The sequence below is a fragment of the Pseudomonas sp. NBRC 111124 genome (assembly GCF_001320245.1).
Taxonomy (GTDB): domain Bacteria; phylum Pseudomonadota; class Gammaproteobacteria; order Pseudomonadales; family Pseudomonadaceae; genus Aquipseudomonas.
The window spans coordinates 1-16036 of the sequence record NZ_BCBA01000107.1; the positions used below are offsets into that span (position 1 = coordinate 1).

At 65.9% G+C, this 16036-nt stretch carries 15 protein-coding genes and 1 pseudogene; 12 read left to right on the forward strand and 4 right to left on the reverse strand.

Going from position 1 to position 16036, the window contains the following annotated elements; all coding sequences use genetic code 11:
• Positions 1 to 380 (reverse strand): annotated as a pseudogene (locus tag APH28_RS26345) (peroxidase family protein); the annotation flags it as partial.
• A gap of 348 nt (positions 381 to 728) precedes the next feature.
• Between APH28_RS26345 and APH28_RS26350 the strand changes: the two are divergent.
• The 4 genes from APH28_RS26350 (at position 729) to APH28_RS26365 (ending at position 4119) form a co-directional block, all read left to right on the forward strand.
• Entirely contained in the window at positions 729 to 1637 is a 909-nt protein-coding gene (locus APH28_RS26350; protein WP_060513353.1) for a LysR family transcriptional regulator, read from the forward strand.
• Between the two features lie 101 nt (positions 1638 to 1738).
• On the forward strand, positions 1739 to 2338 hold the full coding sequence (locus APH28_RS26355; RefSeq protein WP_060513354.1) for a hypothetical protein: 600 nt from the start codon (positions 1739 to 1741) through the stop codon (positions 2336 to 2338).
• A gap of 107 nt (positions 2339 to 2445) precedes the next feature.
• Entirely contained in the window at positions 2446 to 2763 is a 318-nt protein-coding gene (locus APH28_RS26360; protein ID WP_060513355.1) for a DUF2388 domain-containing protein, read from the forward strand.
• Positions 2764 to 2886: 123 nt separating this feature from the next.
• The gene (locus APH28_RS26365) at positions 2887 to 4119 is read left to right on the forward strand and encodes a M20/M25/M40 family metallo-hydrolase (RefSeq protein WP_060513356.1); all 1233 of its coding nucleotides are present in this window, start codon (positions 2887 to 2889) and stop codon (positions 4117 to 4119) included.
• 123 nt (positions 4120 to 4242) lie between these two features.
• Here APH28_RS26365 and glcC read toward each other — a convergent pair whose 3' ends face one another.
• Positions 4243 to 5007: a transcriptional regulator GlcC gene (gene glcC, locus APH28_RS26370; protein WP_060513357.1), complete on the reverse strand. Its 765-nt coding sequence runs from the start codon at positions 5005 to 5007 to the stop codon at positions 4243 to 4245.
• 195 nt (positions 5008 to 5202) lie between these two features.
• On the opposite strand from glcC, the gene glcD reads away from it, so the two are divergent.
• The 5 genes from glcD to APH28_RS26395 are packed head-to-tail and all read left to right on the forward strand — an operon-like array spanning position 5203 to position 11597.
• On the forward strand, positions 5203 to 6702 hold the full coding sequence (gene glcD / locus APH28_RS26375; protein WP_060513358.1) for a glycolate oxidase subunit GlcD: 1500 nt from the start codon (positions 5203 to 5205) through the stop codon (positions 6700 to 6702).
• The gene (gene glcE, locus APH28_RS26380; RefSeq protein WP_060513359.1) at positions 6702 to 7754 is read left to right on the forward strand and encodes a glycolate oxidase subunit GlcE; all 1053 of its coding nucleotides are present in this window, start codon (positions 6702 to 6704) and stop codon (positions 7752 to 7754) included. The genes glcD and glcE overlap by 1 nt, the downstream gene beginning before the upstream one ends.
• Before the next feature lie 10 nt (positions 7755 to 7764).
• Positions 7765 to 9000 carry a glycolate oxidase subunit GlcF gene (gene glcF, locus APH28_RS26385; protein ID WP_060513360.1) on the forward strand — a complete coding sequence of 412 codons (1236 nt, stop codon included), beginning with the start codon at positions 7765 to 7767 and terminating at the stop codon, positions 8998 to 9000.
• Positions 8993 to 9391 (forward strand): heme-binding protein, encoded by a 399-nt coding sequence (locus APH28_RS26390; RefSeq protein WP_060513361.1) that lies wholly within the window; start codon positions 8993 to 8995, stop codon positions 9389 to 9391. Before glcF ends, APH28_RS26390 begins: the two co-directional genes overlap by 8 nt.
• 37 nt (positions 9392 to 9428) lie before the next feature.
• Positions 9429 to 11597, forward strand: coding sequence for a malate synthase G (locus tag APH28_RS26395; RefSeq protein WP_060513362.1), 2169 nt, complete (start codon positions 9429 to 9431; stop codon positions 11595 to 11597).
• 45 nt (positions 11598 to 11642) lie between these two features.
• Here APH28_RS26395 and APH28_RS26400 read toward each other — a convergent pair whose 3' ends face one another.
• Positions 11643 to 12224: a flavin reductase family protein gene (locus tag APH28_RS26400; protein WP_060513363.1), complete on the reverse strand. Its 582-nt coding sequence runs from the start codon at positions 12222 to 12224 to the stop codon at positions 11643 to 11645.
• 171 nt (positions 12225 to 12395) lie between these two features.
• Between APH28_RS26400 and APH28_RS26405 the strand changes: the two genes are divergently transcribed.
• Both APH28_RS26405 and APH28_RS26410 read left to right on the forward strand, forming a co-directional pair.
• Positions 12396 to 12734 carry a hypothetical protein gene (locus APH28_RS26405; protein ID WP_060513364.1) on the forward strand — a complete coding sequence of 113 codons (339 nt, stop codon included), beginning with the start codon at positions 12396 to 12398 and terminating at the stop codon, positions 12732 to 12734.
• Positions 12735 to 12773: 39 nt separating this feature from the next.
• Positions 12774 to 14207 (forward strand): PLP-dependent aminotransferase family protein, encoded by a 1434-nt coding sequence (locus tag APH28_RS26410; RefSeq protein WP_060513365.1) that lies wholly within the window; start codon positions 12774 to 12776, stop codon positions 14205 to 14207.
• On the opposite strand, the gene APH28_RS26415 is transcribed toward APH28_RS26410, so the two are convergent.
• A complete protein-coding gene (locus tag APH28_RS26415; RefSeq protein WP_060513366.1) occupies positions 14200 to 15396 on the reverse strand; it encodes a cyanate transporter in 1197 nt (398 codons plus the stop codon). The two genes, APH28_RS26410 and APH28_RS26415, sit on opposite strands and share 8 nt — an antisense overlap.
• A gap of 199 nt (positions 15397 to 15595) precedes the next feature.
• Here APH28_RS26415 and APH28_RS26420 point away from each other — a divergent pair, with 199 nt between their 5' ends.
• Entirely contained in the window at positions 15596 to 16033 is a 438-nt protein-coding gene (locus tag APH28_RS26420) for a carboxymuconolactone decarboxylase family protein (RefSeq protein ID WP_060513367.1), read from the forward strand.
• Positions 16034 to 16036 lie beyond the last annotated feature (3 nt).

The following is a 16036-nucleotide window of genomic DNA, read 5'->3' on the forward strand; positions in this document are numbered from 1 at the left end:
GCCTTGTCCAGGCTGACGTTGTCGGGCCAGCTGTTGAGCGGGGCGAAACGCTGCTGGCCGGAACCGGCACCACCACGGCCATCGCCGATGCGGTAGGTGCCGGCGCTGTGCCAGGCCATACGAATGAACAGCGGGCCATAGTGGCCGAAGTCGGCTGGCCACCAGTCCTGGGAGTCGGTCATCAAGGCGGTCAGGTCTTTTTTCAGGGCCTGGAAGTCGAGGCTCTTGAACGCCTTGGCATAGTCGAAGTCCGGGTCAGGGCTGGACTTCGACGAGTGCTGATGGAGGATTCTGAGGTTGAGCTGGTCAGGCCACCAGTCACGGTTGGTGGTGCCGCCACCTGCGGTTTGATGGAACGGGCATTTCGATTCGTTCGACATCTGCTGTTACCTTTGGGTCGGTTATCCAGATTTCCGGTCTATGCCAGGTGTTCTTTCAGCCGAGCACATGGGCTCATGCCTACCCCTCATCAGGTCTGGTCGGTCATGTGCCGACACGGGGCTTGCGAAGGTGTCACGCCAGGCGCGGCGCGGTCTTGCACGCAAGTGCTGCCACGCCGCCCTCACGTGCAATTCGCCAAGCCACGGGAAAGACTAGCCGAGCTTGGGCAGACTTCTAATAGAGCGACTCTTGGGGGGTGATAGCCCCGGCACATCCATACAAGGCGCAACCGCCGGCGTCGTGCTTCAATACACCGCCAACCCCTCTAGCCCCGGTGAGCCGAGCCCATGAACCGCAACGACCTGCGCCGTGTCGACATGAACCTGCTGGTGCTTTTCGAAGCACTGATGATCGAACGCAACCTGACCCGCGTCGGCGAAAAGCTGTTCATCACTCAATCCACCGTCAGCGCCGCCCTTGCCCGCCTGCGCGAACTGTTCGACGACCCGCTGCTGATCCGCAGCGGCCGGGCCATGGAACCGACCCCGCGGGCCATGCAAATCTTCGCCGAACTGGGCCCGGCCATGGACGTGATTTCGTCAGCCATCAGCCGCGCCCGCGAGTTCGACCCGGCCAGCAGCTGCAACCAATTCCGTCTGGGCCTGTCGGACGACGCCGAGTTCGGCCTGTTCCCCGCCCTGCTGCAGGCCTTGCGCGAAGAAGCCCCGGACATCAGCGTGGTGGTGCGCCGGGCCAACTTCCTGTTGATGCCGGGCTTGCTGGCCAGCGGCGAGATCTCCGTGGGCGTGAGCTACACCACTGACCTGCCGGCCACTGCCAAACGCCGCAAGCTGCGCGATATCGGCGTGCGCGTGCTGCGCGCCGACGACCGACCGGGCCCGCTGACGCTCGACGAGTACTGCGCCCGGCCCCATGTGATGGTGTCGTTCTCCGGTGACATGAGCGGCAACATCGACCTCGACCTCGCCCGCATCGGCCGTTGCCGCAAGGTGGTGCTGGCCGTTCCACAGTTCGGCAGCCTGCGCGCCCTGCTGCGCAACACCGAAATGATCGCCACCGTGCCGGACTACGCCGCCTGCGCCCTGGCCGACGATGGCAGCCTGCGCGCCGACCCTGCGCCCTTCGAGATCACCGAGGCCGAGCTGTCGATGGTCTGGAGCGGCGCCCACGACAACGACCCGGCCGAACGCTGGCTGCGCGAGCGCATCTTGCAGTTCATGGCCCGCCCGAGCTGATTCATCGTCTTCATCGATAACCACCATGAATGCCATCAAGTTCCGCCGCCGCTGCTGCAAGCGGAAAATGGCGGCATTCACTGATCGATGAGGCTCTCCCCATGAAAACCGGCATGCTCGCTGCCCTGCTCGCCCTGTTCGCTGCCCTTGGCGGCTGTGCCGCGCCAGCTACCCAGCAGGCTGCCCAGCCGTACGGGCACTTCTACTCGGCCACCGCCATTTCCAGCGTCGCGCTAGCACCGGGGCAGAAGGTGGCCGTACTGCTCGGACGCAATGCCGAGAGCACCCTCAGCTACCTGCAGCAGCACCGTGGTGCAGCGGCGGCCACATCGCAGCCGCGCAGCATTCCGGTGGCCACCCTCAGCGGTGGCAGCCAGGCCTACGAATGGTTGGCGCATTCGCTGGCCCAGCAGTTCGCCGACGTGACGTTCTATGAAGACCTGGACAGCCTGCTCGCCGACCACCCGGACGTGATCGTGCTGCTGGACAGCGAAAGCCGCCTGGCCACAGCCGACGTCGAAAGCCGAGTGGTGGCGCGCTTCTTCGACAGCCAACTGACCTACATCGGCCGCGCCGAAGGCCGTGCGCGCAAGGATGTCAGCAATGTGGCGCGGATGCTCGACGATGAACAGGCCGCCAAGGCCGATGCCCTGAGGGATTTCGACGCTTCGCTGAAGCGCTTGCTGGGCAGCAAGGTGTAAGACGCAACGAAACGCCAGCAGAAATCAGGGAACTCCCGCCACTCGCCCGGCATCTTAAACACTGAGTGGTTTATTTCCTTGTGCTTCACGTTACTGGAGAACACGTCATGCGCCACCTACTCCTCGCCCCTGCGCTGCTGCTCCTGCTGCCTGCCGGTGCTGCCCTGGCCCGCGTCGATGCGGGCGACGTCGCCACCTCGGCCGGTGTCTCCGCGTCGTTGTACTCAACCTTCAAAGATGACAAACGGATCATCCCCGCCCGTGACGACCTGTCTGCATTCGTCGCCAGCGGCGGAACCATCCGTGGCGCCTATGTGGAGTCGGCGCTGGAACAGGCCCGCAAGGACAACCCTGGCCTGCAGGCCAGTGACGAAGAGCTGGCCAAGGCAATCCTGTCGCAGGACGATCCGGTCGCCCATCATTGAACCTTCGCCACACAGACTCCACCGGCTCGAACAGCGGTGGAGTTGCTGTGCGTACGGGTTCACCCGGCGCGACATCGAGCTTGGCTGCCAGGCTCAGGGACTCACTAGAACAAGGAAGACCCCATGCCATTGCCTCGCCCTCCCCACGCCATCGCCCTGGCGCTGCTGATCGCCTGTACCCAGGCAACTGCCGCTGAACCCACCCCCAAGGACCTGCTCAAGCAGGCCGAGAACGAACAGCCGGCGTATCTGCAAACCCTCAAGAGTCTGGTCTCGGTAGACACCGGCACGGGTACCGAAGCGGGCCTGACGCAAGTCAGTGCCGAGCTGGTGAAACGCCTCAAGGCCCTGGGCGCCGAGGTGCAGACTCACCCCGCCAAGCCGTCGGTCGGCGACAATATCGTCGGTACCTTCAAAGGCACCGGTAGCAAGGATTTCCTGCTGATGGTGCACTACGACACCGTGTTCGTCCCCGGCACCGTGGCCAAACGCCCGTTCCGGGTCGATGGCCCGCGCGCATACGGCCCTGGCGTCGCCGATGCCAAGGGCGGTGTGGCGATGATCCTGCACGCGCTGAAGTTGCTCAACGATCAGCAGTTCAAGGGCTACCGCACGCTCACCGTGCTGTTCAACCCGGACGAAGAAATGGGCTCTGCCGGGTCGAAGCAGATCATTGCCGAACTGGCCCGCAAGCATGACTACGTGTTCTCTTACGAGCCGCCGGACAAGGATGCAGTGACCGTCGCCACCAACGGCATCAACCGCCTCAAGCTTGAAGTCAAAGGCCGTGCATCTCATGCAGGTTCCGCCCCCGAAGAGGGCCGCAATGCGCTGATCGAACTGGCCCACCAGCTGCTCCAGCTCAATGACCTGGGCGATGCGAGTAAAGGCACCACGGTGAACTGGACCTTGGCCAAGGCCGGCGAAAAAGCCAACATCATTCCGGCACTGGCCACCGCCGAAGCGGACATGCGCTATTCCGACCTGGGCGAGACCGACCGAGTGCAGGCAGATGCCCAGCGCATCGTGAAAAAGCAACGGGTGGCCGACACTCAGGCCAGTGTCGTGGTCGAGAAAGGTCGACCGCCGCTGGCGCGCAACGAGGCTTCTACCCGGCTGGCCGAAACCGCGCAGCAGCTGTATGGCCAGGTGGACCACAAGATAGAGCCGATTGCCATGCGCTTTGGCACCGATGCCGGGTATGCCTATGTGCCAGGCAGCGACAAACCGGCGGTGCTGGAAACGTTGGGGGTGGTCGGGGCCGGGTTGCATGGGGACGATGAATACATCGAACTGGGCAGCATTGCGCCGCGGCTTTACCTCACCGTGGCGATGATCAGGCACCTGGCCAAGTGATGGGCTAGCTGTACCGGCCTCTTCGCGGGCACGCCCGCTCCCACCGGGATAGTGCCCAACCTGAGGGCAGTGCTATTCCTGTGGGAGCGGGCGTGCCCGCGAAGAGGCCGGCAAAGGCAAGACTCAGCCCCAACCATCCATACGCATCGTTGCCCTGACCAAGCGCTGCTCTTCCTGCTCGATCTCGCGCAAACTGTCGCGAATCCCGTTGATATGCTCACGCGCCGCCCGTTGCGCCTGCTCGGGCAACTGCTCCATCACCGCGTGGTACAACCGAGCATGCTGGCGGTCGATCTGGCGCTTCTGCGCTGGCCGGCAGTAGAGGTTGTTGACCGAGGCGAACACCGTGCTCAAGGTCAGGTCGCTCAGTGATTGCAAGGTATGCACCAGCACCGGGTTATGCGACGCCTCGCTGATCGCCCGGTGAAACGCATGATCACGCCGAGCGTGTTCGCGAGGATCAAGCGCTTCGGCTGAAGCATGGGCGTCCAGCATGTCTTCGTAACGCCGGCGGATCAGCAGGCGATCGATATCGGTAGCGCGCAAGGCCGCCAGGCGTGCCGACTCGGCCTCCAGCAAGGCACGCACCTCCAGCAGGTCGAACAGCGTGCGCGGCTGCGAACTGAACAAATGCATCAACGGCGTTGCGCTGGCCTGCCCGGCAAGGTCGGCAACGAACGAGCCGCGCCCCTGCTCGGTATCGATGATGCCGCGCCCGCGCAGGATGCGCAGCCCTTCACGCAGCGCCGAACGCGAGCAGCCCAGTTTCTCGACCAGACGCCGCTCCGACGGCAAGGCCTGGCCGACCTTGAGCACCCCCTCGACGATCAGCCGCTCGACCCGCTCGGCCACCTGGTCCGCGACCTTGGCCTTGCCTTCAATACCCATGCGCAGACTCCAACTGGTAGGACCACTGCTGTCGACGGTTCAAATCTAGCCGGTAAAAGCCATGGATAACCAGCACTTCGCCGAAAAACTGGTAGGACCAGTGACCTGATACCTCGACCACACCTACCCAAACGCGCAGTCTGCAAGGGTGACCGGGTTGCCAACAACAACAAAAATTGCCGCTGAGTGAGCCTGATGAACATCCTCTACGACGAACGTGTCGACGGAGCGCTGCCCGCCGTGGATCTGCCCGCGCTGCTGCAGGCGTTGCGTGATGCCCTCCCCGACCTTGAGGTCCTGCACCGCGCAGAAGATCTCAAGCCTTATGAATGCGACGGCCTCTCGGCCTACCGCACCGTGCCACTTTTGGTGGCGCTGCCCGAACGCCTGGAACAGGTGCAAACCTTGCTCAAGCTCTGCCATCAGCGGGGCGTGCCGGTGGTGGCGCGCGGCGCCGGCACGGGCCTGTCGGGCGGCGCTCTGCCGCTGGCCAAGGGCATCCTGCTGGTGATGGCGCGCTTCAACCGCATTCTCGAAGTCAACCCGCAAGGCCGGTTCGCCCGGGTGCAGCCCGGTGTGCGCAACCTGGCCATTTCCCAGGCCGCCGCGCCCCATGGCCTGTACTACGCCCCCGACCCGTCTTCGCAGATCGCCTGCTCGATCGGCGGCAACGTCGCGGAAAACGCCGGTGGCGTGCATTGCCTGAAATACGGCCTGACCGTGCACAACCTGCTCAAGGTCGAGATCCTCACCGTCGAAGGCGAACGCCTGACCCTGGGCAGTGACGCCCTGGACAGCCCGGGCTTCGACCTGCTGGCGCTGTTCACCGGCTCCGAGGGCATGCTCGGCATCGTCACCGAAGTGACCGTCAAGCTGCTGCCCAAACCTCAGGTGGCGCGGGTACTGCTGGCCAGTTTCGACAGTGTCGAGGACGCCGGCCGTGCCGTGGCCGAGATCATCGCCGCCGGCATCATCCCTGGCGGTCTGGAAATGATGGACAACCTGGCGATCCGCGCCGCCGAGGACTTCATCCACGCCGGCTACCCGGTGGACGCTGCGGCCATCCTGCTGTGCGAGCTCGATGGCGTCGAAGCCGATGTGCAGGATGACTGCCAGCGGGTAGACGAGGTGCTGAAGCAAGCCGGCGCCCGCGACGTACGCCTGGCCTGTGACGAAGCCGAGCGCGTGCGCTTCTGGGCCGGGCGCAAGAACGCCTTCCCGGCGGTGGGGCGGATTTCGCCGGACTACTACTGCATGGACGGCACCATCCCCCGCCGCGAGTTACCCCGGGTGCTCAAGGGCATCAGCGAACTGAGCGAGGAATACGGCCTGCGCGTGGCCAACGTGTTCCATGCCGGCGACGGCAACATGCACCCGCTGATCCTGTTCGATGCCAACCTGCCCGGCGAACTGGAGCGCGCCGAGGCCATCGGTGGGCGCATCCTCGAACTGTGCGTGGCGGTGGGCGGCAGCATCACCGGTGAGCACGGCGTGGGGCGCGAGAAGATCAACCAGATGTGCGCGCAGTTCAACAGCGACGAGATCACCCTGTTCCACGCCGTGAAGGCCGCGTTCGACCCGCAAGGGCTGCTCAACCCGGGCAAGAACATCCCCACCCTGCACCGCTGCGCCGAGTTCGGCGCCCTGCACGTGCACCACGGGCAACTGCCCTTCCCCGAGCTGGAGCGTTTCTGATGAGCATGGACCGCGACATGAGCCAGGACCTGCTCGAACAGGTCAACCAGGCCCTGAACCTGGGCACACCGCTACGCATCCAGGGCGGCAACAGCAAAGCCATGCTTGGCCGCCCGATGGCCGGCGAGGTCCTCGATACCCGCAACCACCGCGGCATCGTCAGCTACGACCCGACCGAACTGGTGCTCACCGCCCGCGCCGGCACGCCGCTGCTGGAAATCGAAGCCGCGTTGCACGAGGCCGGGCAGATGCTGCCCTGCGAACCGCCGCACCTGGGCGCCGAAGCAACCCTTGGCGGCATGGTCGCGGCCGGGTTGTCGGGGCCGCGCCGGCCATGGGCCGGGTCGGTACGTGACTACGTGCTCGGCACGCGGGTAATCACCGGGCACGGCAAGCTGCTGCGTTTTGGCGGCGAGGTGATGAAGAACGTCGCCGGCTATGACGTCTCGCGGCTGATGACCGGCAGCTTTGGCTGCCTGGGGCTGCTGACCGAAGTGTCGCTGAAGGTCCTGCCACGCCCACGCGAATGCCTCAGCCTGCGCTTGCCGATGGCCCGCCACCAGGCCCTGGCCGAGCTGGCCGAATGGGGCCAGCAACCGCTGCCCATCAGCGCCGCCTGCCACGATGGCGAAACCTTGTACCTGCGCCTGGAAGGAGGTGCAGGCTCGGTGCAATCAGCCCGCCAGCGCCTGGGCGGCGAAGTGCTCGACAGCCGCTTCTGGAGCGACCTGCGCGAACAGCGCCTGGCCTTCTTCAACGACCCGGCGCCGCTGTGGCGGCTGTCGGTGCCGACCGCCAGCGGCGAGCTCGACCTGCCGGGGCAACAGCTGATCGACTGGGGCGGCGCGCAACGCTGGCTCAAGTCGTCGGCGCCCGCGCAGTTGATCCGTGAACTGGCCGCCAAGGTTGGCGGCCACGCCACCGGCTACACGCCGGGGGATGACAGCACTGCCCCGCTGCCTGCAGCACTGATGCGCTACCACCAGGCGCTCAAGCAGCAACTCGATCCCCAGGGCGTGTTCAACCCTGGCCGTCTGTACCCCGACCTGTGAGGCCACGCCCATGCAAACCAACCTGAGCGAAAGCGCCAAGCGCCTGGCCCGCGGCGAAGAAGCCGAAAGCATCCTGCGCTCGTGCGTGCACTGCGGTTTCTGCACGGCCACCTGCCCGACCTATCAGCTGCTCGGCGACGAGCTGGACGGGCCACGGGGGCGCATCTACCTGATCAAGCAGGTGCTCGAAGGCGCGCCGGTCACCACCAGCACGCAACTGCACCTGGACCGCTGCCTGAGCTGCCGCAACTGTGAAACCACCTGCCCGTCTGGGGTGAAGTATCACGACCTGCTGGACATCGGCCGCGCCGTGGTCGAGCAGCAGGTACCGCGCCCGCTCGGCCAGCGTCTGCTGCGCCAGGGCCTGCGCGCAGTGGTGCCGCGCCCGGCGCTGTTCAAGGCCCTGACCCGCACTGGTCAAGCCCTGCGACCGGTGCTGCCGGCCACCCTCAAGCGCAAGCTGCCGGCCCGGGTGCCGCCGCCAGGTGAACGGCCCGCGCTCCGCCATGCCCGGCGCATCCTGCTACTAGAAGGCTGCGTGCAGGCCGCCTTGTCGCCCAACACCAATGCCGCCACCGCGCGCTTGCTGGACCGTCTGGGGATCAGCGTGGAGCCGGCGTACGAAGCCGGCTGCTGCGGCGCGGTGGACTATCACCTGAATGCCCAGGAACAGGGCCTGGATCGCGCCCGGCGCAATATCGATGCCTGGTGGCCTGCCATCGAGGCCGGGGCCGAAGCCATCGTGCAGACCGCCAGTGGCTGCGGCGCCTTTGTGCGTGACTACGGCCACCTGCTGGAAAAAGACCCGCACTACGCCAGCAAAGCCGCACGGGTCAGTGCCCTGTCGCGGGACCTGGTCGAAGTGCTGCGCGACGAACCCGTCGAACAGCTCGGCCTGTGCGCCGAACAGCGCCTGGCCTTCCACTGCCCGTGCACCCTGCAGCATGCGCTCAAGCTCGGCGGCCAAGTAGAAAGCCTGCTGACGCGTCTGGGCTTCACCCTCACCCCGGTGCCGGACGGCCACCTGTGCTGCGGCTCGGCCGGCACTTATTCGCTGACCCAGCCGGCGCTGTCGCGGCAACTGCGCGACAACCGCCTGAACGCGCTGGAAAGCGGCAAACCGCAAGTCATCGCCACCGCCAACATCGGCTGCCAGACCCACCTGGACGGGGCCGGGCGCACACCGGTGCGGCACTGGATCGAAATCGTCGAAGCAGCCTTGAACCAGGAGAACAGCCATGCATAGCAAGCCCGTGATCGGCCAGGCGGAAGTGACCCGCCTGCTCGCTGCCGCCCGCCAGGAAGCCCAGGCGCAACAGTGGAACGTGACCATCGCCGTGGTCGATGACGGCGGCCACCCGCTGGCACTGGAGCGCATGGACGGCTGCGCCCCGTCCAGCGCCTACATCGCCATGGAAAAGGCCCGCAGCGCCGCACTGGGGCGCAAGGAAACCCGCGACTTCGAACAGATGGTCAATGGCGGGCGCATTGCCTTCGTCACCGCGCCGCTGCTGACCAGCCTGGAAGGCGGTGTGCCCGTGCGGGTCGATGGCCAGGTGGTGGGCGCCGTCGGTGTATCCGGGGTCAAGCCCGAGCAGGATGCCCAAGTGGCCAAGGCGGGCGTGGCAGCCCTTTGAATCGAATCCCAACGACTGAACTTCGAGCGAGAAGACAATGACTCATCCCCTCAAGGTCGACCCGATCCTGCAACGCTTCATCGAGGATGAAGTGCTGCCCGGCACCGGCATCGACGCCGCCAGCTTCTGGCAGGGCTTCAGCAGCCTGGTCCACGACCTCGCACCGCGCAACCGCGAACTGCTCGCCGAACGCGACCGCCTGCAGCTCGAACTGGACACCTGGCACCGCCAGCACCCCGGGCCGATTCGCGACATGGCTGCCTATCAGGCCTTCTTGCGCAGCATCGGTTACCTGGTCGACGCCCCGCAGCAAGTGCGCATCAGCACCACCCAGGTCGACCGCGAGATCGCCGAACAAGCCGGCCCGCAGCTGGTGGTGCCACTGAGCAATGCCCGCTACGCCCTGAACGCCGCCAACGCCCGCTGGGGCTCGCTGTATGACGCGCTGTACGGCACCGACGCCATCCCGGACAGCGACGGCGCCGAGCGCGGCCAAGGCTACAACCCGCTGCGCGGCGCCCGGGTGATCGCCTTCGGTCGCGACTTTCTCGACCGCTGCGCGCCGCTTGCAGGCGCTTCTCACGCAGACGCCCAGGCCTACGCGATCAATCAGGGCAAATTGCGGGTGACGTTGAGCGATGGTCGCCAGGTCGGCCTCACGGCGCCTGCGCAACTGCGCGGCTATCAAGGCGACCCCGGCCAGCCGACGGCCATCCTGCTGCTGCACCATCGCCTGCACTTCGAAATCCAGATCGACCCGGCCAGCACCATCGGCAAGGCCGACCACGCCGGGGTCAAGGACATACTCGTCGAAGCCGCGCTGACCACCATCATCGACTGCGAAGACTCGGTGGCAGCCGTGGATGCCGAGGACAAGGTCAACGTCTATCGCAACTGGCTGGGCCTGATGAAAGGCGACCTCAGCGAACAGGTCAGCAAGGCTGGCAAGACCTTCACCCGTGCGCTGGCCAAGGACCGCGAATACCAAGGCGCGGATGGCCAGCCACTGACCCTGCCCGGCCGCTCGCTGCTGTTCATCCGCAACGTTGGCCACTTGATGACCAACCCGGCGATCCACGACCGCGAGGGCCGGGAGATCCCCGAAGGCATCCTCGACGCAGTAGTCACCAGCCTGATCGGCCTGCACGACCTCAAGCGCCGTGGCAACTCCCGTGAGGGCAGCCTGTACATCGTCAAGCCAAAGATGCACGGCCCGGCCGAAGTCGCCTTCGCCGACCAGCTGTTCGGCCGTGTCGAGGACCTGCTGGGCCTGCCCCGGCACACCTTGAAGATGGGCATCATGGACGAAGAGCGGCGTACCAGCGTCAACCTGGCGGCCTGCATCGCCAGCGCGGCAGCGCGGGTGGTGTTCATCAACACCGGCTTCCTCGACCGCACCGGTGACGAGATGCACAGCGCCATGGAGGCCGGCGCCATGCTGCGCAAGGGTGACATGAAAGGCAGCGCCTGGATCCAGGCCTACGAACGCAGCAACGTGCTGGTGGGCCTGGCCTGCGGCTTGCGGGGCAAGGCGCAGATCGGCAAGGGCATGTGGGCCATGCCCGACCTGATGGCGGCCATGCTCGAACAGAAGATCGCCCAGCCCCGTGCCGGCGCCAATACCGCTTGGGTGCCCTCGCCTACTGCCGCGACCTTGCATGCGCTGCATTATCACCAGGTGGACGTGCCAGCGGTGCAGGCAGCGCTGGAGAAGGTCGACCTGAGCGCCGAGCGCGAACAACTGCTGCACGACCTGCTGAGCATTCCGGTCAGCCCGGACCGGCCCTGGCGTGCAGCCGATATCCAGGCCGAGCTGGACAACAACTGCCAGGGCATCCTGGGTTACGTGGTGCGCTGGGTCGAGCAAGGGGTGGGTTGCTCGAAGGTGCCGGACATCCATGACGTGGGGCTGATGGAGGACCGCGCCACCTTGCGCATCTCGGCCCAGCACATTGCCAACTGGCTGCACCATGGGGTGGTCGGCAGTGATCAGGTCGAGGCGACCTTGCAGCGCATGGCCAAGGTGGTGGACCAGCAGAATGCCGGGGACCCGGCGTACCGGCCGATGGCTGCCAACCTTGCCGGCTCGCATGCGTTCCGCGCGGCGCGAGAGCTGGTGTTCAAAGGCCGTGAACAGCCCAGCGGATATACCGAGCCGTTGCTGCATGGATGGCGCCTGAGATTCAAGCAGGAGGTTCAACAGTAACTCGGCAGAGGGCCGCTATGCGGCCCTTTCGCGGGACATAAATCTTCAACCCTGCAGGTCGACCACCACCGGCTCACCAATCGCATAGAAATGCCCACCCGCCACGTAGTGCAGGCTGCGCCACTGCGGGTCGGCATCTTCATAAGCCCAATGCCCCTCGCGGAACACCCGGTCATCCGCCCACGCCGCCACCACTTCACCCATGAACAGGTCATAGGTGCTCTGGTTGTGCGGCTCGTCGATCACCCGGCACATCAGCCAGGCCGAGCAGCCCTGAACCAGCGGCGCCGCATAACCCTCCACCCGTGCCAGCTCCACGCCGATGCTGGCCAGCTTGTCCGGCTGGTCGAACAGGCTGCGGGTACCCACCTGATGGGTCAAGTGCGCCTGTGCGGCCGTCGGCACCTGGATCACGAACCAGCCACTGCCCTCGACCAGCTGCCGGGTGCGGGTGATCTTGTCCAGTACCACGGTGACCTTGGGCGGGTCGAAGTCCAGCGCACAGGCCCAGGCGGCCGCCATGACGTTGTCCACGCCACCATGGCTGGCCGACACCAGCACGGTCGGCCCATGGTTGAGCAGGCGGTAGGCCTTTTGCAGGTCGACGGCTTGGAAGTGGTTGTTCATCGATGTCCTCGGTCAGACGCATATCAGAGGAAAGATTGTGCCGCATCGACGCAGCGCAAGCACCCTCCTCATGGCTTACGAAAATTCCTACAGCTGTTTCAGAATCGCCTTGCTTGTCGCCCTAGGCCAGTGAAAACAAGATCGAAACCTGCGACCCAGAGGAGACTGCGCATGTACCCAGATTCCCGCACCCACGCCGAACTGCGCAGTACCCTGCGCGAACTGCTGGCCCATGACGTCAGCAATCCGGATAACGACCCGCACCTCTCCGGTGTGCTGTTTTTCTGTGCCACCGACGAGCACACCCGGCAACTGATCGAGCGCATTGAACTGCTGGCCAGCGAAATCTTCTTCGATCCTTGCGGGCGAGCCATCCACCACCGCATGCGCGCCATCGGCGTCAAGGGCGTGTGCATCAAGCAGAAGCGCAAGGCCGCCGTGGATGAAACGGTCATCCGCATCGACCTGGCACTCAAGGGCTACATCACGATAAGCACCGCGCGGTTCTGATCCGCTATCCTCAGCACTCCTGTGTTTCGGACTGTGATCATGGAACTGCACATTCGCCTGGACGGCCGCAAAGGCCTGGCCGACCAGCTCTATCAGCAGCTGCGCGCCGGCATCGACAGCGGCCACCTAGCCGCCGGCACGCAGCTGCCGCCGACCCGGCTGCTGGCCGAGCAGTTGGGCGTGTCGCGCAAGACTGTGGCCGAAGCCTATTCACGGCTGACCTACGACAACCTGCTCAGCGGCGTGGTCGGCCGTGGCACCTTCATCACCCCGCGCCAACCGCTGCGCAGCGGTGAATCGCAAACCGTGCCCCTGGCCGCTGCCGCCTCGCTGCAGCGCTGGCAGCAGCGCGCCACGGTGCTCGCCCGGCGCACCCAGGAAGCCCCCTCGCGCTACGACTTCGTCGGCGGCGCTTCGAGCAAGGCGCAGTTCCCCTTCGACCAGTGGCGCAGCTGCCTGAACTACGCCCTGCGCCGCAGCCAGCGGCACCCCGAGCGGCAGTTTGCCGCCCAAGGCCTGCCCGAATTGCGCGAGGCCATTGCCCACCACATTGCCTACGCCCGCGGCGTGCATTGCAGTGCGGCAGACGTCCTGGTGTGCAACGGTGCCCAACAGGCCCTGGACCTGATTGCCCGGGTGCTGGTCGAGCCCGGCTGCCAGGTGGCCATGGAAGACCCCGGCTACCCACCGGCACGCCAGCTTTTCCTGGCCCTGGGGGCAAAGCTGCAGGCAGTGCCGGTGGACGATGAGGGCATGTGCGTTGCGCACATCGCCGAAGGCACCCGGCTGATCTATGTGACGCCTTCGCACCAGTTTCCCCTCGGCATGCCGATGAGCGAAGCCCGCCGCCATGCCCTGCTGGCACGGGCCGCCGAGCTTGGCGCGTTGATCATCGAGGACGACTACGACTGCGAGTTCCGCTACCAGGGCCCGGCCGCCGATGCGCTGCAACGCCTCGACCGGCAAGGGCTGGTGGCCTATGTCGGGACCTTCTCCAAGACGCTGCTGCCTGAACTGCGCCTGGGTTACGCGGTGCTGCCACCGGCGGTGCTCAGCGCCGCTTGCGTGGCCAAGCACCTGAGCGACTGGCACAGCCCGACCTTGCTGCAGTGGGCGCTGGCGCGGTTCATTGGCGAAGGCCACCTGAACAAGCACATCCGCCGCTGCCACGACATCTACAGCGGCCGCCGCGAGCGCATCCTGGCGCGGCTGGACGGCGACCTCGCGCCCTGGTTCAGCGCCGTGCCCGCCAGCGCCGGATTCCACCTGAGCGCCTTGGCGCAACCAGGCGTGGATATCGAGCTGCTGGCCAACCTCGCCCGCAAGGTGGAGGTCGGCCTCTACTCGCTGGCGCCGTTCTTCAACGAAGCCCCCGTGCGCCAAGGGTTGCTGCTGGGCTTCGGCGCTATCGAGCTGCTGGACATCGACCCGGCGCTGGACCGGGTCCGCGATACCCTGCAACGCCTCAGTTGACCAGCGCCGGCTGGTCGCCCTGCTTCGGCCGGGCAATGGCTGCGGCATAGCCGCGCGGGGCGAAACAGGCGGTCACCAGCAGCATCGCCAGCACGGTGACGGTGAGCAGCGTCCAGGATGCCTGGAAGTCACCGCTGACATCGCGCAACCACCCGGTGATGTACGGGATGATCCCCGTGATGATGAAGCCGATGCCCTGCACGAAAGCCGCCAGGCTGCCGGCTTCGGCAGGCGTCTTGAGGTGCTCCAGGGTCAAGGTCAGGCTCAGGCTGAAGCAGGCGCCCAGGCCAAAACCGATCATCGCGACCCACACGCCCATGGCCAGCGTCGGCGCCAGCAGCAAGCCAAGAAAGCCCGCCAGCTGGATCGACAGCGCCAGCCAAAGGCCCGGGCGACGATCGGCAAGACCGCGCAGCAGCAGCGGTAGACCCAGGGCGCCACAGACTTGAAAGACGGTCATCAGACCGACCAGGTCGCCACCGCCTTGCGCGGTGCCACCGTGTTCCAGGTGGTAGGCGGGCAGCCACGCGACCATGCTGGTATAGCCGCCGTTGATCAGGCCGAAATACAGCGCCAGCAACCAGGCCCGGCGCGTGCCGAACCAGTGCCCGCCGGTGGCACCGGCAAGCTTGGGCGCGCTGTTTCGAGGGCGCAGCGCGGCCCAGGCCAGCACCGCCAGCAGCGCCGGAATTGCCCACACGCCAAGCCCGGCCTGCCAGTGGCCGAAGTGCCCGCTGATATGCGGGCCGAGCACCGCCGCCAGGCCCCCGCCACTCATCAGTGCCGCCGAGTACAGGCCCATGGTCGCGGCCAGGCGGCTGGGGAACCAGCGATTGACCAGGCCCGGCATCATGCCCTGCACAACCGCCACGCCCAACCCGGCCAGCACCGCACTGGCAATCAGCGCCCAGGCGCTGTCTAGCTGCAACCGCCACAGACAGGCCAGGGCAATGGCGGCAAGGCCACCGAGCATCCCGCCGTGCTCGCTGATCCAGCGCCTCAACCAAGGCTGCAACAACGGCACCAGGCCCATGCACAACACCGGCAACGCGGTCAGCAGTGCCGCCTGCTGGTAACCCAGCCCGGTGCTGGCGCGCATCGGCTCGAGCAACGGGCCGATACTGGTGAGGATCGGCCTCAAGTTCAATGCCAGCAAGATCACCAGCAACAGGTTCAACGCCCCTCTCATCGAATCGATACTCCCAAGCAAGACCCGGCCATTATCCTGGCCAGGCAGTCAGGGTAGAAATGAAGAGATTGGATGCAGGTCAGTGGCCCCCTTAATGGCCCGATTGGCCTCCCGGCAAAGTGCGCGATTGGCTATCGGGGCGGCGCAGGGCCGGCGCTAAAGTAGCGCCATACCCACAACGCATTCCCTGGAGCACGCCATGCACAACCGTATCGAATGGGCCAAACACTCGCCGGAAGCCTACAAGGCCATGGTCGGCCTGGAACAAGCCCTGGCCAAGAGCGGCCTGGAAAACTCACTGCTGGAGCTGGTACGTCTGCGGGCTTCGCAGATCAACGGCTGCGCCTATTGCGTGAACATGCATGCCAACGATGCGCGCAAGGCCGGCGAAACCGAGGCGCGCCTGCAGACCCTGACTGTCTGGCAGGAGACGAACTACTTCACCCCGCGGGAACGTGCCGCGCTGGCGTGGGTGGAATGCCTGACCCGGCTGCCCGAGCGAGGCGCTCCGCAAGCGGAATATGAAGCGTTGCAGCTGCACTTCGAGCCGGCCGAGGTGGCCAATCTGACGTTGGCCATCGCCACCATCAATGCCTGGAACCGCTTTGGCGTAGGCTTTGCCATGGTGCCGGCCTGAGTC

Bases quoted from the DNA above. Each gene is read 5' to 3' on its own strand.
- APH28_RS26415 (WP_060513366.1), bottom strand. From the start codon at position 15,396: ATGAGAGGGGCGTTGAACCTGTTGCTGGTGATCTTGCTGGCATTGAAC.
- APH28_RS26390 (WP_060513361.1), top strand. From the start codon at position 8,993: ATGCATAGCAAGCCCGTGATCGGCCAGGCGGAAGTGACCCGCCTGCTC.
- glcE (WP_060513359.1), top strand. From the start codon at position 6,702: ATGAGCATGGACCGCGACATGAGCCAGGACCTGCTCGAACAGGTCAAC.
- APH28_RS26405 (WP_060513364.1), top strand. From the start codon at position 12,396: ATGTACCCAGATTCCCGCACCCACGCCGAACTGCGCAGTACCCTGCGC.
- APH28_RS26360 (WP_060513355.1), top strand. From the start codon at position 2,446: ATGCGCCACCTACTCCTCGCCCCTGCGCTGCTGCTCCTGCTGCCTGCC.
- APH28_RS26395 (WP_060513362.1), top strand. From the start codon at position 9,429: ATGACTCATCCCCTCAAGGTCGACCCGATCCTGCAACGCTTCATCGAG.
- APH28_RS26365 (WP_060513356.1), top strand. From the start codon at position 2,887: ATGCCATTGCCTCGCCCTCCCCACGCCATCGCCCTGGCGCTGCTGATC.
- APH28_RS26355 (WP_060513354.1), top strand. From the start codon at position 1,739: ATGAAAACCGGCATGCTCGCTGCCCTGCTCGCCCTGTTCGCTGCCCTT.
- APH28_RS26420 (WP_060513367.1), top strand. From the start codon at position 15,596: ATGCACAACCGTATCGAATGGGCCAAACACTCGCCGGAAGCCTACAAG.
- glcC (WP_060513357.1), bottom strand. From the start codon at position 5,007: ATGGGTATTGAAGGCAAGGCCAAGGTCGCGGACCAGGTGGCCGAGCGG.
- glcD (WP_060513358.1), top strand. From the start codon at position 5,203: ATGAACATCCTCTACGACGAACGTGTCGACGGAGCGCTGCCCGCCGTG.
- glcF (WP_060513360.1), top strand. From the start codon at position 7,765: ATGCAAACCAACCTGAGCGAAAGCGCCAAGCGCCTGGCCCGCGGCGAA.
- APH28_RS26410 (WP_060513365.1), top strand. From the start codon at position 12,774: ATGGAACTGCACATTCGCCTGGACGGCCGCAAAGGCCTGGCCGACCAG.
- APH28_RS26350 (WP_060513353.1), top strand. From the start codon at position 729: ATGAACCGCAACGACCTGCGCCGTGTCGACATGAACCTGCTGGTGCTT.
- APH28_RS26400 (WP_060513363.1), bottom strand. From the start codon at position 12,224: ATGAACAACCACTTCCAAGCCGTCGACCTGCAAAAGGCCTACCGCCTG.